25 protein-coding genes and 1 pseudogene are annotated in these 24,539 nt (G+C 47.9%); 13 read left to right on the top strand and 13 right to left on the bottom strand.

Annotated elements, in window-relative coordinates; all coding sequences use genetic code 11:
- Positions 1–3 precede the first annotated feature (3 nt).
- Entirely contained in the window at positions 4–2,172 is a 2,169-nt protein-coding gene (locus tag RT717_RS00540; protein WP_317489794.1) for a xanthine dehydrogenase family protein molybdopterin-binding subunit, read from the top strand.
- Positions 2,173–2,308: 136 nt separating this feature from the next.
- Positions 2,309–4,231 carry an AAA domain-containing protein gene (locus RT717_RS00545; RefSeq protein WP_317489795.1) on the top strand — a complete coding sequence of 641 codons (1,923 nt, stop codon included), beginning with the start codon at positions 2,309–2,311 and terminating at the stop codon, positions 4,229–4,231.
- 5 nt (positions 4,232–4,236) lie between these two features.
- On the opposite strand, the gene RT717_RS00550 is transcribed toward RT717_RS00545, so the two are convergent.
- Positions 4,237–5,172: an NAD-dependent epimerase/dehydratase family protein gene (locus RT717_RS00550; protein WP_317489796.1), complete on the bottom strand. Its 936-nt coding sequence runs from the start codon at positions 5,170–5,172 to the stop codon at positions 4,237–4,239.
- A gap of 165 nt (positions 5,173–5,337) precedes the next feature.
- Here RT717_RS00550 and RT717_RS00555 point away from each other — a divergent pair, with 165 nt between their 5' ends.
- A complete protein-coding gene (locus tag RT717_RS00555; protein WP_317489797.1) occupies positions 5,338–6,774 on the top strand; it encodes an amidohydrolase family protein in 1,437 nt (478 codons plus the stop codon).
- 31 nt (positions 6,775–6,805) lie between these two features.
- Here RT717_RS00555 and RT717_RS00560 read toward each other — a convergent pair whose 3' ends face one another.
- The 8 genes from RT717_RS00560 to RT717_RS00595 all read right to left on the bottom strand — a co-directional run bounded on the left by RT717_RS00560 (position 6,806) and on the right by RT717_RS00595 (position 12,520).
- Positions 6,806–7,198 (bottom strand): DUF4180 domain-containing protein, encoded by a 393-nt coding sequence (locus tag RT717_RS00560; RefSeq protein WP_317489798.1) that lies wholly within the window; start codon positions 7,196–7,198, stop codon positions 6,806–6,808.
- 14 nt (positions 7,199–7,212) lie between these two features.
- Positions 7,213–7,395: a hypothetical protein gene (locus RT717_RS00565; protein ID WP_317489799.1), complete on the bottom strand. Its 183-nt coding sequence runs from the start codon at positions 7,393–7,395 to the stop codon at positions 7,213–7,215.
- A 146-nt stretch (positions 7,396–7,541) separates the two neighbouring features.
- Positions 7,542–8,642, bottom strand: a complete 1,101-nt coding sequence (locus tag RT717_RS00570; RefSeq protein ID WP_317489800.1) for a serine hydrolase domain-containing protein — start codon at positions 8,640–8,642, stop codon at positions 7,542–7,544.
- A 56-nt stretch (positions 8,643–8,698) separates the two neighbouring features.
- Positions 8,699–9,271: a pentapeptide repeat-containing protein gene (locus RT717_RS00575; protein WP_317489801.1), complete on the bottom strand. Its 573-nt coding sequence runs from the start codon at positions 9,269–9,271 to the stop codon at positions 8,699–8,701.
- A 118-nt stretch (positions 9,272–9,389) separates the two neighbouring features.
- Positions 9,390–9,869, bottom strand: coding sequence for a GNAT family N-acetyltransferase (locus RT717_RS00580; protein WP_317489802.1), 480 nt, complete (start codon positions 9,867–9,869; stop codon positions 9,390–9,392).
- A gap of 51 nt (positions 9,870–9,920) precedes the next feature.
- Entirely contained in the window at positions 9,921–10,457 is a 537-nt protein-coding gene (locus RT717_RS00585; RefSeq protein WP_317489803.1) for a MepB family protein, read from the bottom strand.
- Positions 10,458–10,586: 129 nt separating this feature from the next.
- Complete coding sequence (locus tag RT717_RS00590; protein WP_317489804.1) at positions 10,587–11,558, bottom strand: NAD(P)-dependent alcohol dehydrogenase; 972 nt, start codon at positions 11,556–11,558, stop codon at positions 10,587–10,589.
- On the bottom strand, positions 11,555–12,520 hold the full coding sequence (locus RT717_RS00595; protein WP_317489805.1) for an NAD(P)-dependent alcohol dehydrogenase: 966 nt from the start codon (positions 12,518–12,520) through the stop codon (positions 11,555–11,557). The genes RT717_RS00590 and RT717_RS00595 overlap by 4 nt, the downstream gene beginning before the upstream one ends.
- Positions 12,521–12,809: 289 nt before the next feature.
- Here RT717_RS00595 and RT717_RS00600 point away from each other — a divergent pair, with 289 nt between their 5' ends.
- Positions 12,810–13,184 carry a BlaI/MecI/CopY family transcriptional regulator gene (locus tag RT717_RS00600; RefSeq protein WP_317489806.1) on the top strand — a complete coding sequence of 125 codons (375 nt, stop codon included), beginning with the start codon at positions 12,810–12,812 and terminating at the stop codon, positions 13,182–13,184.
- Positions 13,177–14,889, top strand: a complete 1,713-nt coding sequence (locus RT717_RS00605; RefSeq protein WP_317489807.1) for a M56 family metallopeptidase — start codon at positions 13,177–13,179, stop codon at positions 14,887–14,889. The genes RT717_RS00600 and RT717_RS00605 overlap by 8 nt, the downstream gene beginning before the upstream one ends.
- A 69-nt stretch (positions 14,890–14,958) precedes the next feature.
- On the opposite strand, the gene RT717_RS00610 is transcribed toward RT717_RS00605, so the two are convergent.
- From RT717_RS00610 to RT717_RS00620, 3 genes are all read right to left on the bottom strand, one after another.
- A complete protein-coding gene (locus tag RT717_RS00610) occupies positions 14,959–15,294 on the bottom strand; it encodes a cupin domain-containing protein (RefSeq protein ID WP_317489808.1) in 336 nt (111 codons plus the stop codon).
- 51 nt (positions 15,295–15,345) lie between these two features.
- A complete protein-coding gene (locus RT717_RS00615) occupies positions 15,346–16,140 on the bottom strand; it encodes a cupin domain-containing protein (RefSeq protein WP_317489809.1) in 795 nt (264 codons plus the stop codon).
- Positions 16,141–16,316: 176 nt separating this feature from the next.
- Positions 16,317–17,081, bottom strand: a complete 765-nt coding sequence (locus RT717_RS00620) for an SDR family NAD(P)-dependent oxidoreductase (RefSeq protein ID WP_317489810.1) — start codon at positions 17,079–17,081, stop codon at positions 16,317–16,319.
- A 495-nt stretch (positions 17,082–17,576) separates the two neighbouring features.
- Here RT717_RS00620 and RT717_RS00625 point away from each other — a divergent pair, with 495 nt between their 5' ends.
- The 4 genes and pseudogenes from RT717_RS00625 (at position 17,577) to RT717_RS00640 (ending at position 20,584) form a co-directional block, all read left to right on the top strand.
- Positions 17,577–17,921: a hypothetical protein gene (locus RT717_RS00625; protein ID WP_317489811.1), complete on the top strand. Its 345-nt coding sequence runs from the start codon at positions 17,577–17,579 to the stop codon at positions 17,919–17,921.
- An 83-nt stretch (positions 17,922–18,004) separates the two neighbouring features.
- The gene (locus tag RT717_RS00630) at positions 18,005–18,502 is read left to right on the top strand and encodes a hypothetical protein (RefSeq protein ID WP_317489812.1); all 498 of its coding nucleotides are present in this window, start codon (positions 18,005–18,007) and stop codon (positions 18,500–18,502) included.
- 218 nt (positions 18,503–18,720) lie between these two features.
- Positions 18,721–19,998: pseudogene (locus RT717_RS00635) on the top strand (amidohydrolase family protein).
- 82 nt (positions 19,999–20,080) lie between these two features.
- Complete coding sequence (locus RT717_RS00640) at positions 20,081–20,584, top strand: hypothetical protein (protein ID WP_317489813.1); 504 nt, start codon at positions 20,081–20,083, stop codon at positions 20,582–20,584.
- Positions 20,585–20,664: 80 nt separating this feature from the next.
- On the opposite strand, the gene RT717_RS00645 is transcribed toward RT717_RS00640, so the two are convergent.
- On the bottom strand, positions 20,665–21,567 hold the full coding sequence (locus RT717_RS00645) for a YybH family protein (RefSeq protein WP_317489814.1): 903 nt from the start codon (positions 21,565–21,567) through the stop codon (positions 20,665–20,667).
- Between the two features lie 303 nt (positions 21,568–21,870).
- Here RT717_RS00645 and RT717_RS00650 point away from each other — a divergent pair, with 303 nt between their 5' ends.
- The 4 genes from RT717_RS00650 (at position 21,871) to RT717_RS00665 (ending at position 24,537) form a co-directional block, all read left to right on the top strand.
- Positions 21,871–22,419, top strand: coding sequence for a thioredoxin family protein (locus RT717_RS00650; RefSeq protein WP_317489815.1), 549 nt, complete (start codon positions 21,871–21,873; stop codon positions 22,417–22,419).
- A 213-nt stretch (positions 22,420–22,632) separates the two neighbouring features.
- Positions 22,633–23,427 (top strand): sulfite exporter TauE/SafE family protein, encoded by a 795-nt coding sequence (locus RT717_RS00655; RefSeq protein ID WP_317489816.1) that lies wholly within the window; start codon positions 22,633–22,635, stop codon positions 23,425–23,427.
- A 132-nt stretch (positions 23,428–23,559) separates the two neighbouring features.
- A complete protein-coding gene (locus RT717_RS00660; protein WP_317489817.1) occupies positions 23,560–24,117 on the top strand; it encodes a YeeE/YedE family protein in 558 nt (185 codons plus the stop codon).
- Positions 24,118–24,126: 9 nt separating this feature from the next.
- Positions 24,127–24,537: a DUF6691 family protein gene (locus RT717_RS00665; RefSeq protein ID WP_317489818.1), complete on the top strand. Its 411-nt coding sequence runs from the start codon at positions 24,127–24,129 to the stop codon at positions 24,535–24,537.
- Positions 24,538–24,539: the final 2 nt, after the last annotated feature.

The following is a 24,539-nucleotide window of genomic DNA, read 5'->3' on the forward strand; positions in this document are numbered from 1 at the left end:
CATATGAAAACGATACCAACTAACACACAAGAAAGGTCAGGAAAGCTTCCCAGACGAGAGTTTCTAAGGCTAACTGCCGTTTCAGGAGCTTTTTTGGCAGTAGGCTGCTCGCCTGGGGTAGGTGGCGATTCCAAAATTACAACAATTGACCCTGCCGGGGGCTCCGACATATCCCTCAATCAGTTTGTTGTTATCAACACAAACGGGCGGGTGCTGCTTTACAACCATCGGCCAGAGATGGGGCAGGGTACGTTTCAGGCCATTCCTATGATACTGGCTGAGGAGCTGGAAGTGGATGTGGAGCAAATTGAAATATTGCCCTCGGCCGCTGATGAGAAAAGATATGGTAGCCAAATGGTCGTGGGAAGCAGGAGTATTCAGACAGAATATGCCAACCTCCGGAACATGGGAGCTGCCGCCCGTGAAATGCTGAAACAGGCGGCAGCTAACAGGTGGCAGGTGGAGGTGAGCGAATGCAAAGCCAGTCTGGGTGAGATCATCCATAACTCTGGCAAAAAGCTCACCTACGGAGAGCTGGTGGAGGAGGCTTCAAAACAGACGCCGCCGGAAAGCCCTCCGTTGAAAGCACCTGCTGACTTCAAGGTGATCGGGCAGTCTACAGCCCGAAGAGACATTCCGGTAAAGACAAATGGATCTGCTGTTTACGGACTTGATATTCAGGTGCCAGGAATGCTTTACGCCTCCGTGGAAAGGTCACCAGTGTTTTTGGGAAAGGTAATCAGCTTCAATGACGAAAAGGCTAAAGCGGTGCCGGGTGTAAAGGCGGTGGTGAAAACGCAAAGGAATGTATGGGGGCATACCAGAGAGGGTGTGGCCGTGGTGGCCGACAACTATTGGGCAGCGAACCAGGGAAGGAAAGCCCTCGAAGTCAAATGGGACTCCGGCGGTCTTGAGAACAACTCATCAGCTACTATCCTCAAGAAGTATAAAGTCGATGCCGCTAACGAGGGAGTTTCATTGGCGGAAGCTGGAAATGTGAGCAGCGTTGGTGGTGAAGGAAAAGTGGTGGAAGCGGCCTATGAAACGCCCTATCAGAGCCATGTTTGCATGGAACCAATGAATGCTACGGTGAGCATAAAGGATGGCAAAGCAGAGTTCTGGGGCTCAACGCAAAACCCAAACGGCATACGCTCACAACTGGCACGTCAGCTCAACATCGACCCTGAAAATGTAGCCATTAACTACACCTTTATGGGCGGCGGCTTTGGTCGAAGGTCAATGACTGATGTAGCGGAAGAAGCCGCTGATATTTCGTTGCAGGTAGGAGCGCCGGTTAAAGTGGTGTGGACCAGAGAGGACGACCTCACGCAGGGGCCTTTCCGGGCAGCGTCTTTGAATGTTTGCCGGGGAAAAGTGGCAGGCGGAAAAGTTGTGACGCTGGAGCATAAAGTGGTGGCTCAGGAAATCCAAAACCAGACTAGCGACAAAATGGAAGCTGGTCGGCAGCTCATGGGGGGCATCAATACAGAGTACGAGATTCCCAATTTCCGGATAAGTGGTGTGCTGCAGAAACACTATGTGCCGATTACCTATTGGCGGGCCGTGTATCACACCACCAACTGTTTTGCTCACGAGTCGTTTATCGACGAGTTGGCCATAGCCGCAGGAAAGGATCCGCTGGATTTCAGACTTGATATGCTTAAAAGCCACCCCCGATACACGAAGGTGCTACAAACTCTGGCAGAAAAAACTAACTGGTATGCGCCAAAGGAAGAAGGAGTCGGACGTGGAGTGTCTATTCTTGAGCGGTCAGGCGCATTTACCGGGATGGTCATTGAGGCGAAAAAGGAAAATGGAAAAGTGAAGCCGGTGAAAATCACCACCGTGGTGGATGTTGGCATCTGCGTCAATCCGGACACGGTACGGGCCCAAACCGAGGGCTCCATAGTGATGGGGTTAACGGCTACCTTCAAAAGCGGTATTAGGCTGGAGAACGGCGCAGTAGCGCAATCCAATTTCCACGACTACAACATGCTTGTTTTCGAAGAATGCCCACCTTGCGAAACCTACATCCTTCAAAATGAGGAAAAGCCCGAAGGCGCCGGTGAGTCCGGCCTGGCCAATGTGGCACCTTCGCTGTGCAATGCTATTTTTGATCTGACAGGGGTGAGGGTGAGGAAGTTGCCGCTGGATTTGGGGGCGATTGGGTAAAACTAATTCCTGGATAGTTAAATTGATTTGGGGGCCATCTATTCTGTGAGGTGTGGGGCAATTGCCTGACAAAAATGGTTGAAAAAGCCTGGCGGGGGAAACATTTCACTACTTTTGCCCCGTCAATCCGCTTTCAATGACCGATACCAAATCTTACTTCACCAACCTCACCTCTCTCCTTAGAAAAGAATGGCAGGAAGACCTGCAGCAGTACAAAGACAAAATTCTTTATACCGCTATTCCTGAGAAAAAGAAGTCAGGGGTTTGCTGGTATCCTGTGGTGGTGAACTCTCACCACATTGGTACAGGGGAGAAGCTTGTACTGGAGCTGGAAAAAACGACCGACCTTGAGCAAGCCCATATGTTCCAGGGTGGTGGCACGGTCAGTTTTTATGCAAACACCGGTGAAAAGGACAAGGGCAGTAGTGCCATCACGGGTGTGATTAAATATGTGCGCAAAAGTAAGATGGGTATCGTGCTGAACGACGATGACCTGCCTGATTGGATCAATGATGGCAAGCTGGGCATTGACCTGATGTTCGATGAAGCCTCCTACAGGGAGATGGAGCGAACACTTAAAGTGCTGGGTAAGCAGGAGGCAGGCAGACTGTTTGATCTATGTGAAATACTGCTGGGCAAAAAGTCGCCACAGCGGGAGCCAGCCTTTGCGCCAGTGCTACCCTCGTTAAACGCCATTCAGAATAAAGCCCTTGAAGTGATCATAGAGGCCAGGGATTTGGCCATCGTCCACGGCCCTCCGGGAACAGGCAAAACCACCACGCTCATTCAATCAGTTAAAGAAGTCGTGAAGCTGGAGAAGCAGGTGCTGGTGACAGCGCCGAGCAATGCTGCAGTCGACGTGATGGTAGAAAAGCTGGCGGAGGAAGGCATCAATGTACTTCGACTTGGCCACCCGGCCAGGGTAACCAACAGAGTAATAGAAAATAGCCTTGATGCCCGCATAGCGGCGCACGATAGCTTCAAGGAATTGCGGACTGTTCGCAAGAAGTACGAGGAGTACCGAAATGTGGCTTTTAAATACAAACGAAACTTTGGCCATGCGGAGCGCCAGCAGAGAAAGCTGTTGCTGCAGGAGGCTGGCCGCTTTAGGGACGAGGCCGACATGCTGGAGAACTACATCACCAGTTCGCTGCTCGACAATGCTCAGGTAATCGCCTGCACGCTGGTAGGTAGCAATCATTATCTCCTGAAGGATCGGGTGTTTAAAACTGTTTTCATTGATGAGGCCGGACAGGCCCTGGAGCCTGCTTGCTGGATTCCGATTTTGAAAGCGAACAGGGTGATTATGACTGGCGATCACCAGCAGCTGCCACCTACGGTAAAGTCGTTTGAGGCGGCCAAGGAAGGGCTGGAGAACACCCTTTTTCAAAAGAACGTTGGTTATCATTCGACTGATGTGATGCTGGAAGAACAGTATCGGATGAAGCCAGAGATCATGGCTTTTCCCAGTAAATTCTTCTACAACGATAAGTTGCAAGCTGCTCCTTCTGCCATTGAGAGAGAGGCCCTGCCCAATGTGGCCATTATGAAGTTCATCGATACAGCTGGTTGCGGCTATCAGGAGAAGGTAAATCCCGAATCGAGAAGTACCTATAACGAGGAGGAAGGCCGGTTGCTGATCGATCAGTTGCTTGCCAATATTGAAACCATGGGCGAAGAGTATGTGCTTTCGAACCAAATTACATTTGGCGTGATTGCGCCGTATAAGGCCCAGATTGAACTACTAAAAGAGGTTTTGCTGCAGAAGGGGCTAAGTAAGGAACTGTTGGACTTGATTGACGTGAACACCGTCGACTCCTTTCAGGGGCAGGAAAGAGACAGTATTTTTATTGGCTTCACCCGTTCCAATGAAGATGGTGAAATAGGCTTTCTGAAAGACATTCGCCGGACCAACGTAGCCATGACCAGGGCACGACGACAGCTTATCATGATCGGAGACTCTGCCACCCTCGGCTCTAACAATTTCTACAACCAGTTGGTGGAGCATTGTACGGCCACCGATGCGTACCAGAGCGCTTTTGAGTTGATTTACTCTTAGGCAACCTATCCCTTGATATTTTTCAGCGCTGCCACCGTCTCTCTCACCGCATCTTCATTGCTGGTAGGAACATAGTTGAAGAACTTTTCAAACTTGGCGCTGTCGAAGAAATAATCCGAAGCGAACTGATAGCTCATTTCATGAAGCTCTTTCATGATAGGCATGAAAATACCCAGGGCTTTTATTCCCCAACCGGGAAGCACCTGGCACTTGTCGGAAGTGCCCATGATGGTCGCAAATAGCTTTACCCACTCCTCGCCCGTCAACGCATTTTTGTCTGTGGGAAGGTTCCATATTTGATTAAACGCTGTTGGCGTATTACCCAGCATTGCAGTGCCTTTGGCTGCATCAGGACAATACGTCATCGAATGCTTGGCCTTAGCATTGCAAAACCACTGGGCTTTCTTTCCCCTGATGAGGTTGTCATACACCATGATCATCAGCATGCTGGTGCCTCGCATGGTGCTGAAGAAATCGCCGCTTCGAGCAATGATAGAGGGCACTTTTCCTTTGTCCATGGCAGCGAGCACCAGCCTGTCAACCTCGGCCCTTACTTCTCCTTTTTTGCTACATGGGCTTATCGGGCAGTCTTCCGTGATGTGGTGAATATGCTCTTTCCCGATGGCGTAAATATTATCGAAGAAAACCAGCTTGCTGCCATACTCTTCGCAGGCATCCAGCACATTCTTCATCAGCGGCGGCCAAACTGCTTTCCACACTTTAATGTCGTAGTTGAAGCCCACGGTGAGGTACACCACCTCGCTGCCTTTCACTGCTTCAAAAACATCGTCTCTCCTTGTCAGGTCTGCCGGATGAAGGACATCTTTTTCGTTGACCCTCTTTGGGTTACGGCTAACAAGCCTGATGTCTTTGGTGTATGAAGTAAGACTTTTGGCGAGCTCTGTGCCTATGGCCCCGTTGGCTCCGAGTATGGTTTGCATGGAAATTTGATTTACGTCAAAAGCTAATTCTTCGCTTTTTATAAACCAAGTGATCGTTTTGTTAACAGTCGTTATGCCGCTGAAACTTGATTAGTGCTAAATGGTCAAATGATGTTATTCATTGACCGCCCACTTTGTAGCTTTGAGAACGTAACATCATTTGACATGAAAAACTCTTTCTTTTTTCTACTGGCAGTCGTTGCACTTGGGGCGTGCCAACCGACTGGGCCAGGTGTATCCGACGAGGCCATAGTGATTCTGAATGCCCATGTGGTTGATGTCATGTCGGGCAATGTGGAAAGGGAGAAAGCCATTTTGATCGACAGTGGAAGAATTGTAAGTATTGGAGACGGCAGTGAGTTGTCGGCTTTGGTAGGAAGGAAAGATGTTTTTGATGCCGGGGGCAGGTATGTCATTCCCGGCCTTTGGGACATGCATGTGCACATTGAAGGCGAAGACCTTGTGGAGGATAACAGGGCACTGCTGCCACTGTACGTTGCTTATGGAATTACGACAGTGAGGGATTGCGCCAGCGATTTGGGAGAGCTGGTGCTTGCCTGGAGAGATTCTATCAACAATGACCAGCTATTTGGGCCACAGATTTTCACAGCCGGAAGGAAATTGGAAGGGATTAATTCCATTTGGAAAGGCGACCTCGAAATAGCCAATAAAGAGGAGCTGCAGCAAATGCTCGATAAGCTCGATGCATACAACGTCGACTTTGTGAAAATCACGGAAAATACGTTGCCCGGTGATCTGTTTTTGACAAGTGTGAAGGAAGCAAAAAAGCGAGGCTACAAAGTCACCGGACATGTTCCTTATGACCTGTCGGTAGAGGAACTGGCGACTGCGGGATTTTCTGCCATAGAGCACGCCAGCTACATGCTGAGGCTTGGCAGCGATGATAGTGCCATTGTGGACAGCATCAGGTCAGGAAAATTAGCAAGGACTGACGCTGGAGCGTTGTACAATAGCACGTTTAATCAGGATACTGCCTTTGCCGGGTATAAAATGCTTGCCAGGCAGGGTGTGGCAGTTACGCCGACGCTTATTGGCGGGAAGCAGCTTGCCTACCTCGACGAAAATGACCATCAAAACGACGATTACCTGAAGTACCTGACCACCAGATTTACTTCCAAATACCAATGGAGAATCGACAGAATGGCCGGCGAAACTTCTGAACAGAATCAGGCAAGAAAAGACCGCTACCAGCTTATTGCGGAGCAGTTGCCTTACCTGCACAAAGCGGGGGTTACGATTCTTGCAGGTAGCGATGCTGCCGCACTCAACACTTTCGTGTACCCGGCGCAGTCGCTTCACGAAGAGCTGGTGCTGTTTCAGGAGGCGGGACTTGAGCCACTGGCGATTTTACAAACTGCAACTGTTAATGGAGCGAAGTTTTTCAATGTGCAGGACAACCTGGGCAGCATCGCTCCCGGCATGCAGGCCGACCTGGTGATCCTTAACAGTAATCCGTTGGAAGACATCAGCGCCACGCAGGATATTTTTGCGGTTGTGAATGATGGAGAATACTTGAGCAGGGAAAAGCTGGACGAGCTACTTCGGCAGGCGCAGGTAATCAAAGACAAGCTCGACAAATAGAGAAAAACAGAATAGGCTTTGCCTGCCTAAACTATTTGCTCAGCTGTTCTTTTGCCTCGATCACTGAACCAACGAAACTAATTCTTCCCTGCCTGTTGCTTTCAAAAATGAAGTCTCGCAGCGCCTTGCTTTCGTATTTCGAAAAGTCGCCCACGATTGCCAGCCTTGCCCGGTAGTTGGAAAACTTTTGCAGCACCTCACCGGCCAGGCCGGTTCTCAGGTCAAAAAAGGCGGCTGCAATATTCTTCTCATGCCAAATGATATTATCGGCGCCCTGGTAAGAACAGTTCGCCAACACATCAAGAGCGTCTTGTGCATCCTTTATGGTCAGCTCATTGGAAATCACTTCCGCTATGTCGACTCCATTATGTTGGCTAATGACAACATCCATTCCTTCATTGAGTGTGAAGGTGCAATATAGCAATGTACCTTGTTTTCTCAGGCGCCCAATGCTTTCAGTGCTTCGTACACCAAAAAGCCTGGCCACACCATCGCTTTCAGAAATCCGACAACGCCCATCCAGAAGCCTGTAGCGTTGGAGATGTAGTAAATGACAGCACCGATAAATCCGAGGCCGTAAACAGCTCCATTGGGCCCATTTCTTTGCATAGATTCTTTCATGACATTAGTTGTTTAAACCACAGTTAATTTCATGAAAGTGCTATTATTAACCAATGATACTTGTCAGCAACAGTCTTTGGGCAATATGATAAATGACATGGTACTGTTCCTATTTCTAATCAATTGCCCGGCAGCCCCAGTAAAGCTCATCTATTGGCTTCAACAAACTGCGGCAGCAAAACCCTGTTCATAATCGCAAAAGGGAACTTGTCGTCGTCAGAGTTATATGCGCCGCCGGTAAAAGCAGCTACCAGTTTCAGTTCAGGGAACAGCATGAGGTATTGCCCACCGTTTCCTGTTGCGACGGTTTCTTTTTTCAGTTCATCGCCTATTTGGAACGGGATGCTCCACCACAGAAAACCGTAGTCCAGACCGGCAAGGTTGGTTTGCCTTTCTGTCGCTTGTTGTATCCAGCCGGCAGATACTATTTGCTGATCGCTCCAGGCACCATGGTTCATGACCAGCTGCCCGATTTTAGCAAAATCACGGGAAGTCATGTACAGCCGCTTGCCGGACGGAATTATATCCCGACCGGTGGTTGTGTGCCCCCACTGTACGTTTTCGATGCCCAGAGGAGCAAACAAATACTTTTCAGCGAATGCGTCGATAGACATGCCAGAGGCCTGACTCACTACCTCCGCCGCCAATACGACACCCATGCTACAGTAAAGAGCTGAATCACCAGGGTCTCGCACCATGGGCAAATCAAGGGTGTATTGTAACCAGTCTTTTTTCTTATACACTTTGTCCTCCTGGCCTTTCGAGGATTTATCCCAATCGTTACAATCGAGCCCAGTGCTCATGGTGAGCAGGTGGCGGATGGTGATTTGTTCTTTCCTGGCGTCGATGTTTTTCTGTGGCTCAGGGCTTTTCAAGTACTTGAAAATAGGATCGTCAACGCTTTCGATGAAGCCCTTGTCGATGGCAATACCAACCAAAAGTGAGCGGATGCTTTTTGTGGCAGAGCGCAGGTCGTGGGTTTGGTCAGCTTTGTGTTCTCCAAAGTATTCTTCAAGCACCAGCTTTCCATCTTTCACCAGCAGGATGCTGTGGACCTGATGATCCTCGTTGATCATCTTGTTGAAGAAACTAAATAGCAGCGTGGTATCTGCTATCGCCTGCAAAAGGTTTTCCGTCTCCCATCGGTCCGTTTGCTGAGGAGGCACTGCATATTGATACACCTTTTGTCCCACGGCAAAATGAGTGACGAGTAGCAGTCCAAGGGCAGGTAGTAGGTTCTTTCTCATAGGTTGACAGCCTGTTGACGAAGCAAGGACTCCCGGCCAAGGATTATCGTTGCAAATTACCCTATCTCGATATTGTACTTGCCGAGCAGGCCAGGCAATCCCGATACGGAAAACTTCGCCTTTTTTATCTTGTTAACTTCAGGATCCAGCGAATAATTGAAGGCAGTTCGGAAGTCTGCCTTTTCAAGCATGGTGTTACCAAATACAGCTCCAAGCAGGTCGCAGTTGTCGAACACGGCCAGCGATAAATCTGCGCCACTAAAATCAACTTCTTTCAGACCACAATTGACAAACCTTGTTTTCTTTAAATTCAGATTAAAGAACGAAGAAAGGTTAAGCTGACAATCGGTAAAACTCAGCGCCAACAAAAAAGGATTGACGTCTTCGAAATGAAGGCCCAGAAGCTTACAGCCCTTGAAGGTGGTGTCTTTGAAGGCCGTATTACCTAGCTTCGCCATGCTCAGGTCGCAATGCTCAAATACACATTCCATAAAATTGATATGCGAGAGATTGACGCCAGCAAAAAGGCAGTTGGAGAAGTGGCAGGCTTCATAATCGCTGCCCACTAACGGCGCTTCCGAAAAATTGACTCCTTTAAAATGCTTGTCTTCGACAAACCCTTTCGCCATTATCTTTTGTTCTTTAATTACCCGCAGGCTACTCCGTGTGCCGCTTCCCACTTTCACCTCACGAACTTAAAAAGAGCAGCAGGATTTTGCCCGGAAGCAGCCAACTTTTTGAGCCTTGTCAGGTGATTTTTTTTGAATAAAGCGAAAGCTGCTCGCCATTTACCTCAATGCGATCGCTAAACACAAGCCCGAGCTTTTGGACGAGTTGAATTGATGGCCGATTGTGATCCAGGATAATAGCGTGAATTTCTTTGTTTGTTGAAACGCTGAAGAAGTCGTTAAGAAATAGCGAAACGGCTTCAAAGGCATAGCCTTGTTTTTCAAACGCAGGAAGCAACGCAAACCCGATATCGGGCGACTGCAGGTAGTCTCGTTGGATGAGCGTTACTATACCGACCGGCTCTCCGGAGGTGACCAGTTCAATAACCCAGTAGTCAACAGCTGGGTTGCTTTCAATCTTACGGATGTAGGCGTCAGCGTCTTCCCGGCTTTTTACATTTCTTTCGCCTATGAACTCCAGCCAGCCAGGGGAGTTGACGAGTTCAATAATGAACAAAGCATGGGTTGTGTCTAGGGGAGAAAGTTGAATGCGTGGCATGTCATCCCAATTTAACCTTAAAACTGTTTTCTGTAAGCTATTGCTGTGACTTTAAAGAGCCGTTTTAGCATAGAGCAACTTTGCCCGTTGAAGGTCGACGTCGCCTCGCTCTGGGATATGAAGAAAAAACTTCAGTTGCCAGTCCTGCGTTTTCATTGCCTGCTTGCTCTCCGCCAACTCCCACGGAGGATAGACACGCATCCCGAGTTTTCCCCTTACCGGGGGTTGAGAGACAATCCGATGCTTTATCAGTGCTGCTTTCGGGAAAACAAATTGCCCAGAGTGATCTCCTTTTCTGGTGTTGATCACAAAAAAATCAAATGTGTCCGAAGCGCTAAATGGCTGGGTAGGGCCGTTGTCCACTCTTTTCCAGATAGTGACGAACTGACCCGTTTTTTTCGGCGTTTGCTTGGCGTCCCTGCCGATCACCACTAAGGAGTTGACCGTAAAAGTGCAAGCACCATACTCCTTACTCTCGTCTTCCATTTGCAGGTTTGAGAGATGAAGTAAGCACTCATCATACACTCGTTTCTTAATGTCTGAAAAAGAGTTGTTGTCGTGCTTTGATATTGTTTCTTGCAGTGTCATTTAGCCAGGTGTTCACTGTTAATTTTTCAAAGGGATGAAGTTTTCATCATTTCTCAAAGTTAAAGTATCAGGGACAAGATGAAGCGTCCTGACCGAAAGGACCCCTCCAATTTGTTTACGCCCAATGACTTACCCGGCGTGAGGAGTGATGACTACTTTGCCTTTTACACTTCCATTACCAATTCTTTGAAACGCTTCCGGCAGTTCCTCCAATGGATACACTTTGTCGATGATCGGTTTGACTTTGCCTTCCTCAAATAATTTGATGAAAGCACCCAGGGGCTTATTTGGTTGCTGTATAAGAATACTTAGTCGCTTTTCCTTTGTTGATACAAGGCCTCCCAATAAGCCCACCTGGAAAATGGTACCCAGGTGGCCTCCGATCATGGTATATACCCCGCCGGGTTTCAAGACCCTTTTGTAGTCCGATATCGACCGGGTGGCTATCACATCGACGATCAAATCATATTGCCTGTCTTGTTTAGTAAAGTCTTCTTTGGTGTGATCGATCACACGGCTCGCACCCAGCGATTGCAGCATAGCGTGTTTTTCTGTCAAATCCACCGCCGTTATGTGGGCGCCCAGGCTTTTAGCAATTTGGATGGCAAAAGTGCCCACTCCACCACCGGCGCCATTGATGAGGACACTATCACCAGCTTTTATGGTTCTTTTTTCCGTCAGAGCCTGGAGCGCCATGCCGCCGGCCTGAGGAATGGCAGCGGCTTCTTCAAATGTCATGGAAGCTGGTTTGATAGTCAGCTCCTCTTCTTTTGCGCAGGTGTATTCAGCAAAGCCGCCCCATTTACCGGCAGACAAGTCGCCAAAGACCTCGTCGCCAGGCTTGAACTTTGTGATTTGGGTGCCGGTTTCCACTACCACACCCGCCACATCGGCACCAAGGATGGGGAGTGTCGGCTTGCCCATGCCACTTAGCAACCGGTAGATACGTGGCTTGCCAGTGAGCCTGTCCCAGTCCCATGAATTGAGGGAGGCAGCATGTACTTTCACAAGCACCTCATCATCCTTTGGAATGGGCTTCCCGACGTCCTCCAGCCTAAGCACATCGGAAGCGCCGTATTGGGTATAAATCATCGCTTTCATTCTGAGGGAATTAGAATAACATTGCCTGTTTTCTGCCCCGTCTCCACATAGGTAAAAGCTTCAACCAGTTGCTCCAGCTTGTATTGTCTGTCAATGACAGGTTTCAATTTCCCTTCCTCCATCATTTGCCTGATAAATAGCAGACTCTCCTTTTTATCTAAAGGAATGGGAAACTTCACTTTCTTTTTGCCAAAGAGCGGCGTGAGAATCGAATAGAAAATATTTTCACCGTTGCGTCCAAGTTCCGAAGACATATAGACGCCCCCTGTTTTCAATAGGCGCTTGCATTTTCCAAAAGAGCTCTTGCCTACAGCGTCAAAAATGTGGTCAAACTGCTGATCAGTTTTTGTAAAGTCTTCCCTGGTGTAGTCGATCAGCTCGTCGGCACCAAGGTTCCTGACCAGGTCAAAGTCTTTGCCCTGGCACACTGCCGTCACTGTGGCACCGTGGTATTTGCATAATTGTACAGTGGCCGACCCTATAGCGCCCGATGCCCCATTTACCAATACATTCTGACCAGCCTGCAAATTGACTTTGCCAAGAAAATAGTAAGCGTAGTGTGGGCCTTCAATACACGCAGCGGCATCGGCGAAGCTGAAGTTGTCGGGGATGGTGCAAATGGCCTTGTCTGCCTGGAATGTTGTGTATTCAGCATGTGAGCTGAGCCCAAGGTCTTCAAAGGCAAACACTCTGTCGCCAGGTTGGAATGATTCAACAGCCTTACCTACTGCCACCACTTCGCCAGCTAAATCTGTGCCTGTGCTCTGCTTGCGTGGTTTGCTTAAACCTGTGACTAAGCGCATAAAAAACGGTTTGGCCCTGAGCATGGCGCAATCAGTCCGGTTGACCGTTGTCGCCATCACTTTTATCAGCACTTCATTGTCTTTGGCAGCGGGCTTCTCACGTTCCGTCAACTTCAGTATTTCAGGAGGGCCATAGTTGATCCAGTTGGCTGCTTTCATTTTGTGATGGTTTGCTTCATTGGCGTCTGCTCAGAATATACCGACATAAAGTTGATATGTGCCGCCAATTCTGATTTTCTCCACAGATGCTGACGATTCTACCTGGCTAGCTGCCAGATGCTGCATGATACATAATCTTGAGTATTTGCCTCAATGAGTACCAGATGCAGGCGAAAAATTACAAATTCAACACCATTAACTTAATACTAAATAGAATAACTTAAAAATAAGTTGACAAACTTAAAATTAAGTTGTAAGCTTGTCTTGCTGATTAACAAAACTCAAAGCAATGGTCACTTTAACTAAGGCAGAAGAGAAGATCATGATGATCCTCTGGGATATTGACAAAGGTTTTATCAAGGATATCCTTGATCAGTATCCCGACCCTAAGCCTCCTTACAATTCCGTTTCGACGATTGTGAGAGTGCTGGTGCAGAAAGAGATTGTAGGCTTTACGGCTTATGGCAATTCGCATCAGTACCATCCTCTGATTTCGAAGGAAGCCTACAGTAAGGGGCAGCTGTCGAGGCTGGTGAAGGATTATTACGACAATTCCCTGAGCCAGGTGGTCAACTTTTTTTCCGAAAGCAAAAAGCTCGACGAAAAGGAGCTGGATGAAGCAATGAAAATGCTGGAAGACTTAAAAAAGAAGAAAAATGGCTGAGCTCATCATGTATCTATTGGAGTCGAGTGCTTTGTTGGCATTCTTCTACCTGCTGTATGTTTTGGTGTTGCGCAAAGAGACTTTTTTCAGTCTCAACCGCTTCTTTCTGTTAGGAATTTTAGCGTTTTCCCTGCTTTTCCCGTTGGTGAGTTTTGATATCAGCCCAACTGAAGTGACGGTACTTGAGCGGCCCATTGCTGAAATCAGCAAGGCCAGGATGTCGTACTACGAGGCCATGGCTGCCTGGGAGTTTGAAGCACGCAGCGCTGCGGGCTCAACGCAAACTGCAGCCGAGCCTGGTGTGATGGTAAGCACTGGCGTAGACTGGCTGCGCCTGGCAATTAACGGAATACTGTTGTTGTACGCTATAGGGGTGGTGGTCTGTTTGTCGAGAACATGCTGGTCACTGCGCTGGATAAGGAAAGTGATCTCAAGCCATTCATACGAAGAAATGGATGGCATAAAGGTCGTGAAGCTTCCGCAGCCGATCTCCCCATTTTCGTTTCTCAACTATGTGTTTGTCCCCGATTCGCTGGTAGACTCATCGGAGTTCCAGCAGATCCTGGCACATGAAAAAACGCATATTGAGCAGCGGCATTCCGTCGACTTACTTATTGTTCAACTTTTGGCGGCCTTTCTCTGGTTCAATCCGGTGATCTGGCAGCTAATTAAATCCCTAAAAACTACACATGAATACATAGCAGATAAGAAAATAATTACTTCGGGTTATTCCCTGGTTGAGTACCAGACTTTGCTTCTGAAGCAGTTGATCAGCAACAACTCATTCGGGTTGGTACACAATTTCAACTTATCATTTATCAAAAAAAGAATAACCATGATGACAAATCAAAAATCAGGATGGTCAGGCAAAGTGAAAGTAGCCATGGCCATAGCAGGCACAGTGCTTTTTAGTGCCATTATTGTGCAGTGCAATTCCAAAATGGATGAATCAGTGGCCGAGTCGGGGCCGGCAGCAGAAACTTCCACTGAGTTTGAAGCAGGTGTCAATTTGCCGGTCTTGCCGGATAACGGGTATACGTTTGACGGCAATAGATCTGATGCGTTGAACGTCAGCATAACGGGCAACAAGTTAAGCATTGAGGGAAAGGTCTACAACCTCAGTGATATTGCTTCCCTAGTTAAAGACGCAAAGTTATCAGACCATGCGGTCATTATTTTGAGAGTGGATAAAGATCAATCAATGAGTTTGGTACGAGATGTTCAAACGGAGTTGAGAAAAGCCGACCGCAGGAAGATTCTTTACATCGGTCAAACAGTCTCCGGAAAGAGCTTTGAGATGCCGTTTCTGCTACCTCCTATGCCAGGAAGGCCAGCCGCTGACGGGAAACAGCTTCCTGAGATCGACGATCAATACGCTGCTGAGCATGACATGGATATTCTAAAAATACGATTGGGAGATAATGCTGGAGCAGCCAACCAGCAGTTGGTGTATGATTTTGTGATGGGCCAACGGCAGAAAGATAAATCCAACTATGTCGTAAGCGCAGGTTTTGACGATGGTGATACCTACAGCGATTATCTGGTGAATTTGGCTTACATCCAGGAAGGGTTCAATCAAATCTACCAGGAGCGCTCACAGCAGATGTTTGGCAAGGATTTCTATGATATCGCTGCCAATAACAAAGAGCAATACCAAGCTGTTCGCCAGGGTATTCCCAGAGCAATTTCAGTAGCTGAACACTAATTCGAAGGTTGGAGAATTTAGGTGAAGAAGAAAGAGCCCGATGAGGGCTCTTTTTTATGTTTGGATGGTTTATAAAAAATCCTCTCTTATCGGTGCAAATCCATCCACCAATGTCACTTTTTCGGTCAAGGTCTGTATGCAGTGATTGAGGTTGGAGGCCACTTTGAAAACGTCTCCTTGATTCAGCAAGTATTCCCTATCCTCAATGAATAGCTTCAAAGAGCCCGCAGCCACATACGAGATTTGCTCATGTGGGTGCTTGTGGGGCGGGTCTGGCACAGTCATCGGGCCATTGGTGAATTCTATGACCGTCATCATTAGTTTGTCGAGGTGGATGACCTTTCTGTGTAAAGAGGAATTCGAACCGATCTGTTCAAATCCGGAATCGTTTTTTACTACTTCCATTATGCTTTTTGATGATAAAAACTAATACTGCAAGGCAACAGGTTCACGCCGTTACTTCCACTGAAAGGCGAAGTACTCGCAGCTTCCGTTGGTCAGGTTCTTGAGTGCATGAGGAACATTTGAACCCAGATAAACAAGCGACCCTTGTGGTGCATCGATTAGCTGCCCGTCGATATGCATTTGTGTATTGCCTTTCATGATCACAATGATCTCTTCCACAAAGTGGGTGTGTGGCGCATGGCTGTCCTCGCCTTTGTTCAGCGAGGTCACGTGCATCTCGAAATTCTCGGTAGCGCTGGTAGCCCGGTCAAAATAATCACGGCGGGTGCCTTTTCCTGTAGGTTTGGCTTCTGTGTCGTTATAGCTGATTAGTAGTGACCCACCGTTGGCTTTTCCACGGGCAGCGTCATGCGGCTCCTTGTCGTGATAGCGCATGATGTAGTAGGTAGCGGGAGTGGTGCCTGCGTTGGTCATGCCATGCTGCTCTCCGGCCTGGATCAGGGCGATACTGCCAGGGCCCATCACCTTGCTTTGGTCGCCCACGGTTACTTTTACCTGGCCTTCTTTGATGATCACCAACTCCTCGTCGTCATGAGAATGAGGAGCATGAAAAGCCAGCCCAGCGCCCACGGACGTGGTGTGAAGCTCCAGGTACTTTAGGTGGTCAGTCGATCCTTCTGCTATCTGCCGACGTTCGCCGTTTTTGCTGGTTTCTACTGGCAGCTCGTCCCAGGTGTAGACTTTGGAGCTGAGTTTGGTTTCCTGTGAGAAGGCAGGTGCAGCCAGTGCGGCAATGAAGATACACGCTGCCGCTGAATGGATTAGTTTTCTTGTTAGGGGTTTCATCCTAAAAAGATAGGGATAAGAATTGAGAAATAAGCGTTTTGAATACTGTAGGCCTTCAATAAACCATCCTCGGTGTCTTTTTGTAAACGGTGAGGCATAGGTTCAAGTAGAAGATATCTCCGTTCCGATATGGCAGAGCTCTCTTGTTCAGAGACAGATCTTTTCTTCGCTGCTTTCTATTTAGCTCCGGTCAGCACACCGCCATCGATAGGAATCACCGCTCCCGTCATCCAAGAAGAAGCATCTGAAGCAAGAAATAAAGCAAGGCTGGCTATGTCGCCGGGCTGGCCTAGCCGCTGTAAGAGTGTCGACTTGCCCGCATTCTCAACTGCGGTTGCTGGGTCGGGGAATGCTTTGGCAGAGTCGTGGATCAGCGGAGTGTCTACCGGGCCAGGGCACATGATATTTACCCGCACGTTGGGACTGTAGTCAACGGCCACCTGCCGGGCAAGTGCCACCAGGCCGGCTTTTGATGCACAGTAGGCTGGGTGGTTGGGGAAGAATTTGAATGCCGCAATGGAAGCATTCACCACCACGGAAGCGCCCGGCTGCTTTATCATTTCGGGAAGCGCATATTTCAGAAGATAGAAGACCGAGCTTAGGTTCACATCCAGCGTTCGTTGCCAGAATTCGATGGGCAGCTCTGTCACCTTGCCGAGTCCCAGGTCGCCGGCGTTGGTGCATACAATATCTAGTTGCCCAAATTCAGACAAGGCTCTTTTCACCAGCGCCTCATTAACGGCAGGGTCGGCCACATCTCCTTTTACGAAAATCGCTTTGCCCGCCTGGCCCTTAATTTCATCTACCAGCGCCCTGCCAGCCGTTTCTTTTCTGCCACTGGCTACCACGTTGGCTCCTTCTTTTGCATAAGCCAGTGCTATGGCCCTGCCCATGCCGCTGGTGGCTCCGGTGACGATGGCTGTTTTTCCTTTGAGTTGCATAATCTATTCTTGGGATTAGATATTGTAGAGAAAACTCAGGCTCTAATAAAAGACTCAAATCAAGGCAGTAAATCACCTTTACGCTGTGGCAGATTAGAGCCAACTGCCTGTATGTAGGCGGTTCGTTTCTAATCCAGACTTTGTTTTCTAATTTCTTGTTAGTCCTCTAGCCGGACAGGCTGTTACTTTTCCTTGCCGTTCCCGGATGGGATGAAAAGTAAGCAAAAATCATAGAAAAATTAACGCACAAGCCAACTACCCGCAACCTGCCGCCATTTTTCTCCTCCCCTCCATATTGGGCGCCCCTTCTTTCGATATTTGGTATTCAAGAGAACGCTTTCAATCTGTTTTTTTTGTCTTTGCCGGTTCAAAACAAAGGGAACAATGCTGCTTAAATTTGCGCCTCCCCTGTTCAAAGAAAACCAAAATATTTATAACCATCGCTTGAAAATAATCGTTAACTAATTATCAATTTTGCTGTTGTCATTTGACAGTATGTACAGAAGCGTTGCAGCCTTGTTTTTGCTCATTGTCATGGCCTTTTCTCAAGGAGCCAGTGCCAACGTTTATGAGTCGAGCATAGCGTCGAAGAACGCACTTCTTGCCAGTGGTCATACCGACTACCTTCAGCCTTATGTTGCGGTTTTCGATGCAGGCACAGGTGCTGGTTTCGTAAAGCTTCCCGTCTCCAAGTTCCCTGGTCTCCAGAGGGTCATTGTCGCTGACGAAGCAGCGATTACAGGATTCCGCTTTGTTAGCCTCTCCCATACTTCCGATCATGACAAAAAGTGGATCACCGAAGTGACCGCTCTTTTGTACCCCGCCCACGAGTTTTCATAAAAGTACAATTAGTTACCCGCAAGTAATCATTCGGGAGCGCTGCTCCTGAACGACATTGTTCTACCCTTTATTGAAAATAAATCATGGAATCTCAAGAAATAATCATGTATGTGGTGATCATCATTGCGTGCGTTGCACCAGTGGTGTGGTTTGCAAGAACAGCCTCAAGTAAAAGCAGGCTCATTTTAAAAAGCATCAAAGTTGTAACTGGAAAGCTTCCCGCCCAGTATGATGTATGGACAGACAGAGGGATGGCTTTTGATGCGGCCAACCACCGACTGGTGTTTGTCAACAACAGCCAGCCTGAGGTCATTACTCAGGTCATTCAGTCCGACGAGATTATTGATGCGCATGTGCTGGTCAATGGAAAAAAGGCAGCAGACAGCAAAAAGACCATTGATCCAGCGAATGTGAACACTATTGTGCTCCAGCTTATTTGCTCCTCCAAAGACAATGGGGAGATATTGCTCACCTTTTTTGATGTAAGCTCAGACGGGCCTTTTCACGCCAACATTCACTATCAGCTGGCTCGCAAATGGAAGAAAACCATTTTGGAACGTCCTGTGCTAAACCATGCTTAGTGCAGAGTAAATAAAGGTATTGAAAGCCAATAGACCACATGATGACCAGGAAATTTGTGCCTTGGTTGTAATGTGGTTTTTCTTTTGAGCATAGCCTTCGCCGCACCGGGCATCCAAAATATGCCACCCACCCAAAGGTATTCCCACTGGCTACTTTTTAGCAGGCAATTCTTCTTGAATCGACTACTTTTCCAGTCGAACTTAATTTCACTAATATGTTGAAGAGGATACTATTATTCACGTTGGCGGCCGGGATGGCTTTGCATTCCCAGGCGCAAAAGACATTGATCCAGTGTGGCACGCTCATCGACGGTGTGAGTGACTCTCCCAGGTCGCAAGTGACAGTGACGATTGAAAACGACATGATTGTGGCAGTGGAGAACGGCTACAAAGCAGGAGGCAAAAATGACAAGGTGATTGACCTGAAGGCTTAGACGGTGCTGCCAGGTTTCATCGATATGCATGTGCACATGGAAAGCGAGGCCAGCCGGGCCGGTTATGTGAAGCGGTTCACGCAGAATGAAGCTGATAAAGCTTTCGAAAGCACTGTATATGCAAAGAAAACGCTGATGGCAGGTTTCACCACCGTGCGTGACTGCGGGGGCTCCGGAGTGAATATTTCTCTGCGTAATGCCATCAATGCGGGCACTGTAGACGGCCCAAGAATTTATACGGCGGGGAAAACCATCTCGATTACCGGTGGCCATGGCGACCCAACCAATGGACTTCCCTTTGATAAAATGGGTGATCCGGGACCAAAGGAAGGCGTGGCTAACAGTCCCGAAGATGGCCGCAAGGCAGTGCGTCAGCGCTATAAGGATGGCTCTGACTTTATTAAGATTACCGCCACCGGCGGCGTATTGAGTGTAGCTAAAGACGGATCAGGCCCTTCCTTTACGCAAGACGAAATAACAACGATCGTGGAAACTGCCACCGATATGCAAATGCATGTAGCTGCGCATGCCCATGGCATAGAGGGTATGCAAAGAGCTATCAAGGGAGGTGTGACCACCATTGAGCATGGCACCTATATGGATAAAGAAACAATGGATCTGATGAAACAGTACGGCACCTGGTACATTCCGACCATCATTGCGGGTGTTTCTGCCGCTGAGAATGCGGAGATTCCAGGCTTCTATCCAGCCATAGTTGCCGAAAAAGCCAAAACCATTGGCCCGCTGATTCAGGGAACCTTCGCTGAAGCCTACAAGGCGGGCGTGAAAATTGGTTTCGGTACTGATGCCGGGGTATACCCTCATGGAAAAAACGCCCGTGAGTTTGAACTTATGGTAGGTGGTGGCATGAAGCCCATGGAAGCGATTATGGCAGCGACCTCAATCAATGCGGGTATTCTGGAAAACGAAAAACTCGGAACAGTTAAAGCAGGAGGCTTCGCTGACATCGTTGCGGTGAAAGGCGATCCTTTGAAAGACATCAAAGTGCTACAGGATGTGAAGTTCGTGATGAAAGCTGGTGCTGTTTACAAAAGCGAGTAAATTTTAGCTTCAAAGGAAATTAAAAGATGGGGAGAAGCGTTGATTGGATGTTATTTTTGATAAACGCTTGCGCCCCACTTTTATGAAAAAGTATCATATTTTGGTTTTGGTCATTGGATTGCTTGCGATGGTCGCTTGCAAAGACGAGGAGATTGACCCCGCAGCTCTTACAGGAAAAAGTGTCACCTATTCGTTATTTACAGGAGCTCAGGACTGGGGCTACAAGGGTGACGCAACATTAGCTGAAAGAAACGACGGTAACACCTTATTGACAATTGAGCTTACAGGGCCCTCAGGCACGACCCAATTTCCAGCTCATTTGCACTACGGTGCTTACAGCCTGGAGGCAGACATGGCAGCTATGCTCACCCCTGTGGATGCAGCTACAGGAAAAAGTGAAACATTACTTACTCAGCTAGCCAACGGCGACGAGATTTCATATGACGAGCTTATCAATTTTGATGGGCACATCAAAGTGCATTTGGGTGACGGCGACAACAAAAGCGTGATTCTTGCCTATGGAAACATCGGCAGCAACCCTGCTACTGCCAATGCGGCTAATGTAGCCAATTGTGCCAGCTGGTAGACTCGGCGGATGTTTTTTCGGTTGGATAATTAAAGAGGTTACTCTGTGCGTCAGCTGACGCACAGAGTAACCTCTTTAATTTAGGATCTGCTTTTCACATTGTCGGACAGGATTTCCGCTGCCAGGTACCAGTATCCTTGCGGGTTTCGCCTCCAAATTCTGACGAAATAGCCTTTTTCTTTCATCAACGCATTTATTTCATAGCTGCCGTAGCTATACCCCAAATCCTGCGAAACTGACGTGCCAGAATCGATGGTGGAAAAAATGGCAGCGCCTTTCATATAGGGCGACGCTTCTGAAGATATCCAGGATAAAAATGAACGTTTGTTATAGAAGGGGTGAAACCCATTGATGGTTGACAGGAGATTAGTCGAGGCCATTTTTTGGTAGGCCGCTTTGATGCCTTTGGTGGCCATCACGTTGAACAGGTAGTCTGCTTCCTCCAGACTCTCTGCTTTGCTTTTGCCATTGTCAGCTTCCCTTTTTCTTATATCATATTCAGCGCCGAACACATGCTCAGGGCCCGCTGCAGGAGCCGTCGTGCCCAGGTCAAGCAGTACTTTCCACTCCCCCGAAGGCTGCTTTTTCCACACTGAAAAGAAATAACCGTATTGTGGAGGCTGGCCATTTGAAGTGTTTGAAGTAATTCTCCACGGGCCGGTGTTGAAGCCGAGGTCGCCTCCAATGGACGTCGCGCCATGGTAAGGCTCCCAGTAAAGTGTGCTGGCGGCGGGTTTGGGAGAAGGGATTTTTGCCGAGTTAACTTCCTGAGCGTTTTTTGGGTGTGGTTGGAACACCAGGCCATCAGGTGCGAAAAACTTGACCCATGCCTCAGGCAGGCCATTGTCACCACAAAAAGCTGCAAAGTCCCTTTCCACTTGAATAAGCCCCTCGACGGAATCCTGTGCCGCTGTTTTTTGTGGCAACGCAAGCAAGGCAACAAAAAATATCACGTTCGATACTGACGCTACTTTCACGTGCATATAATTGAGTTTGAAATCAATAAACATCTATCCGCCAATTACCCTTAACCCTATTTATCGCAAACTGCTATTTCCCGTATTTTATCAGGCACACCACCTATTTGAGTTGCCAGGGCTACATGTTGCCTCTGGGCGCTTCATGTATGAATATAGCTAATTTATTCGTTGATAATTAGTTTGTAAACCTAAATTAAGTGGCAGTTGACGGGTTGTAAAGAACCTAACCGCATGTTGCAACGTTATGGCTGAGCGGTTACTTTTTTGGCCGGAAGTTTATAAATTGGCAAAGTAATTTACTTGAATATGAGTTTTAGGATAAAGACATCTGTAGTTCTATTGGCGCTTTTCGTGGCATTTGCCTCATTCAATATGCCCGAAAGAAAAACCGAAGAAGGAGGCATTAAGTGGATGACCTTCGAAGAAGCGGTTGCTGCGAACAAAGTGGCGCCTAAAAAGATATTCATTGATTTATACACTGACTGGTGTGGGTGGTGCAAGGTAATGGACAAGAAAACCTTTTCTGTTGAGGCTATTTCGTCCTATGTCAATGCCAACTATTACGCAGTGAAATTCAATGCGGAGCAAAAGGAAGATGTGATTTTCGATGGACACACCTTTAAGTTTGTTGCCAGCGGTCGCAATGGCTATCACGAGCTCGCCGCCACACTTACTCAAGGCAAGCTGAGTTATCCAATGGGCGTTTTTATGGATGAGGAAATGAGAATACTCACCCTATTGCCAGGCTTTCAGGAAGCCAAATTTTTCGACACAGTTATTAAGTATTTTGGTGAAAACAGCCATAAAAAAGTTTCCTGGGAAGAGTGGCAAAAGTCTTACCAGTCCAATTTGTAAGAACTTTCGGATTTTTCGACCTTTTTGTACCTGAACGGCTTGGTTCATCAATGGTTCGTCACCATGAAATACCCGGATAACCTTCTTCACGAACCCATCTACGCTAAATTCACATACACGGCTCCCGGAGTTTATGGTATTCATTAATCCAATATCTGGTGCGCTTTGCGGTCAAATTCCTCTAGTTTTATGCCTCACTAAGGGAGCGAGAAGATGATTGTAGCAGGCTATGTTGCGGCTGTTTTTATTGGACTGGTGTTGGGCTTAATAGGGGCAGGAGGTGCTGTGCTTGCTGTGCCAGTTTTGGTCTATCTTTTTGGTATCGACCCAATGCTGGCAACTGCCTACTCGTTATTTATTGTCGGCGTTACATCCTCTATTGGGGCGGCAATTCGGTACAAGCTCATTATCATGCACCTCCGCATCGCCATGCTGTTTGCTGTGCCCTCGCTCACCACCATCTTCCTCACCCGCATGTATGTGATTCCGGCCATCCCTCCCGTGATTTTTGAAGTCGGTGGATTTCAGCTTACCAAAGGGGTTATGTTGCTGTCTGTTTTTGCCATCGTGATGTTTTTCAGTGCGTTTTCCATGATTCGCAATGAGCAGCCCGAAGAGGAAGCAGGTGCAACCGTTATTACCAATTATTTTGTACTCGTTCTAAGAAATGCAGCCATAGGTGTGCTCTTTGGTTTGGTGGGAGCAGGCGGGGGCTTTCTCATCGTGCCCGCTCTGGTAATTGTGATGAAGCTGCCGATGAAGCATGCCATTGGCACATCACTTTTCATTGTAAGTATTAATACGCTACTGGGTTTTCTCGGCGATGTGGCCAATCAGGCAATTGACTGGCAGTTTCTTGCAGGTTTTTGTGGTATTTCAATTGCCGGGATGCTATTTGGAACTTTCCTCGGTAAGAAAATAGATGGCAAACACTTGAAAAAGGGTTTTGGCTGGTTTGTACTCACTATGGCTGTTCTGATTTTTGCTAAGGAGCTCTTTCTTTCCTGAGGGTTTCAAACTAAAGATGTACCTACACGAACTATTTTGAGGAAGAACCGTTATTTTCGAATCTGCGAGAAGAATGGAATTCCGGACAATAACACCTTCTTGCAGCAACTTCAACACCTGAAAGAGTAACTTATGATGGAATGGTTAAAGTCGCCATGGCCGTGGTACGTGGCGGGCCCATTGATTGGGCTGATTACCCCTGCTTTCCTTTTGCTGGGAAACAAGACCTTTGGCATATCGTCGTCCCTGCGGGATATCTGCGCTGCGTGCTTCCCTTCCGGGATTGAGCTTTTTAAATACAACTGGAGGGAACGCACCTGGAACCTGGTTTTTGTTGCCGGGATTGTGATTGGCGCATTTCTTTCCAGTCATTTTCTTTCTGACGGATCACCTGTTGCTATTTCTGATTCTACAAAGAGTGAGCTAATGGCCCTCGGCATTTCCGACTTCCAGGGCCTGGTACCGATAGAACTTTTTTCGTGGTCCAACCTATTGACAACCAAAGGATTTGTTTTTATTATTCTTGGTGGGTTTCTGGTGGGCTTTGGTACCAGATACGCCGGAGGATGCACCTCAGGCCACACCATGTTTGGCCTTTCTTATTTTCAGATGGCTTCCCTTGTGGCTTCTATTAGCTTCTTTGCCGGGGGCCTCATTATGACTCATTTCCTGTTTGACTTTCTTTTTTAAAACCACACCATGAAAAATATCAGGTATTTGTTTTTAGGGATCGTGTTTGGTGTTATTCTAACCAAGGCTGAGGTTATTTCCTGGTTCAGGATTCAGGAGATGTTTCGGTTTCAATCCATACATATGTATGGAATTATTGGATCAGCAGTAGTGGTAGGCGCAGTACTGGTGTTTATCATCCGGAGACTTTCCTTGAAAACAATAGATGGAGAAACCGTCACCCTTCCGGCCAAGAGAATGGACAAGGGGGTAGTGATTGGTGGCACAATTTTCGGCCTCGGCTGGGCATTGACTGGCGCTTGCCCGGGTCCGCTGTATGCTCTGGTCGGAAGTGGGGCCACGGTGATGATAGTAGGGCTTGCCAGTGCCCTGCTAGGCACATGGACGTATGGAGCTCTCCAAAAGAAGCTCCCACATTAAAA

The sequence above is a fragment of the Imperialibacter roseus genome (assembly GCF_032999765.1).
Lineage (GTDB): Bacteria > Bacteroidota > Bacteroidia > Cytophagales > Cyclobacteriaceae > Imperialibacter > Imperialibacter roseus.

Coding starts and splice junctions, on each gene's coding strand:
- RT717_RS00630 (WP_317489812.1), top strand. CDS start 18,005: ATGGAATCTCAAGAAATAATCATGTATGTGGTGATCATCATTGCGTGC.
- RT717_RS00590 (WP_317489804.1), bottom strand. CDS start 11,558: ATGAAAGCGATGATTTATACCCAATACGGCGCTTCCGATGTGCTTAGG.
- RT717_RS00660 (WP_317489817.1), top strand. CDS start 23,560: ATGATGGAATGGTTAAAGTCGCCATGGCCGTGGTACGTGGCGGGCCCA.
- RT717_RS00665 (WP_317489818.1), top strand. CDS start 24,127: ATGAAAAATATCAGGTATTTGTTTTTAGGGATCGTGTTTGGTGTTATT.
- RT717_RS00650 (WP_317489815.1), top strand. CDS start 21,871: ATGAGTTTTAGGATAAAGACATCTGTAGTTCTATTGGCGCTTTTCGTG.
- RT717_RS00605 (WP_317489807.1), top strand. CDS start 13,177: ATGGCTGAGCTCATCATGTATCTATTGGAGTCGAGTGCTTTGTTGGCA.
- RT717_RS00565 (WP_317489799.1), bottom strand. CDS start 7,395: ATGAAAGAATCTATGCAAAGAAATGGGCCCAATGGAGCTGTTTACGGC.
- RT717_RS00615 (WP_317489809.1), bottom strand. CDS start 16,140: ATGAAACCCCTAACAAGAAAACTAATCCATTCAGCGGCAGCGTGTATC.
- RT717_RS00540 (WP_317489794.1), top strand. CDS start 4: ATGAAAACGATACCAACTAACACACAAGAAAGGTCAGGAAAGCTTCCC.
- RT717_RS00645 (WP_317489814.1), bottom strand. CDS start 21,567: ATGCACGTGAAAGTAGCGTCAGTATCGAACGTGATATTTTTTGTTGCC.
- RT717_RS00550 (WP_317489796.1), bottom strand. CDS start 5,172: ATGCAAACCATACTCGGAGCCAACGGGGCCATAGGCACAGAGCTCGCC.
- RT717_RS00625 (WP_317489811.1), top strand. CDS start 17,577: ATGTACAGAAGCGTTGCAGCCTTGTTTTTGCTCATTGTCATGGCCTTT.
- RT717_RS00580 (WP_317489802.1), bottom strand. CDS start 9,869: ATGCCACGCATTCAACTTTCTCCCCTAGACACAACCCATGCTTTGTTC.
- RT717_RS00570 (WP_317489800.1), bottom strand. CDS start 8,642: ATGAGAAAGAACCTACTACCTGCCCTTGGACTGCTACTCGTCACTCAT.
- RT717_RS00620 (WP_317489810.1), bottom strand. CDS start 17,081: ATGCAACTCAAAGGAAAAACAGCCATCGTCACCGGAGCCACCAGCGGC.
- RT717_RS00610 (WP_317489808.1), bottom strand. CDS start 15,294: ATGGAAGTAGTAAAAAACGATTCCGGATTTGAACAGATCGGTTCGAAT.
- RT717_RS00655 (WP_317489816.1), top strand. CDS start 22,633: ATGATTGTAGCAGGCTATGTTGCGGCTGTTTTTATTGGACTGGTGTTG.
- RT717_RS00545 (WP_317489795.1), top strand. CDS start 2,309: ATGACCGATACCAAATCTTACTTCACCAACCTCACCTCTCTCCTTAGA.
- RT717_RS00575 (WP_317489801.1), bottom strand. CDS start 9,271: ATGGCGAAAGGGTTTGTCGAAGACAAGCATTTTAAAGGAGTCAATTTT.
- RT717_RS00555 (WP_317489797.1), top strand. CDS start 5,338: ATGAAAAACTCTTTCTTTTTTCTACTGGCAGTCGTTGCACTTGGGGCG.
- RT717_RS00585 (WP_317489803.1), bottom strand. CDS start 10,457: ATGACACTGCAAGAAACAATATCAAAGCACGACAACAACTCTTTTTCA.
- RT717_RS00595 (WP_317489805.1), bottom strand. CDS start 12,520: ATGAAAGCAGCCAACTGGATCAACTATGGCCCTCCTGAAATACTGAAG.
- RT717_RS00600 (WP_317489806.1), top strand. CDS start 12,810: ATGGTCACTTTAACTAAGGCAGAAGAGAAGATCATGATGATCCTCTGG.
- RT717_RS00640 (WP_317489813.1), top strand. CDS start 20,081: ATGAAAAAGTATCATATTTTGGTTTTGGTCATTGGATTGCTTGCGATG.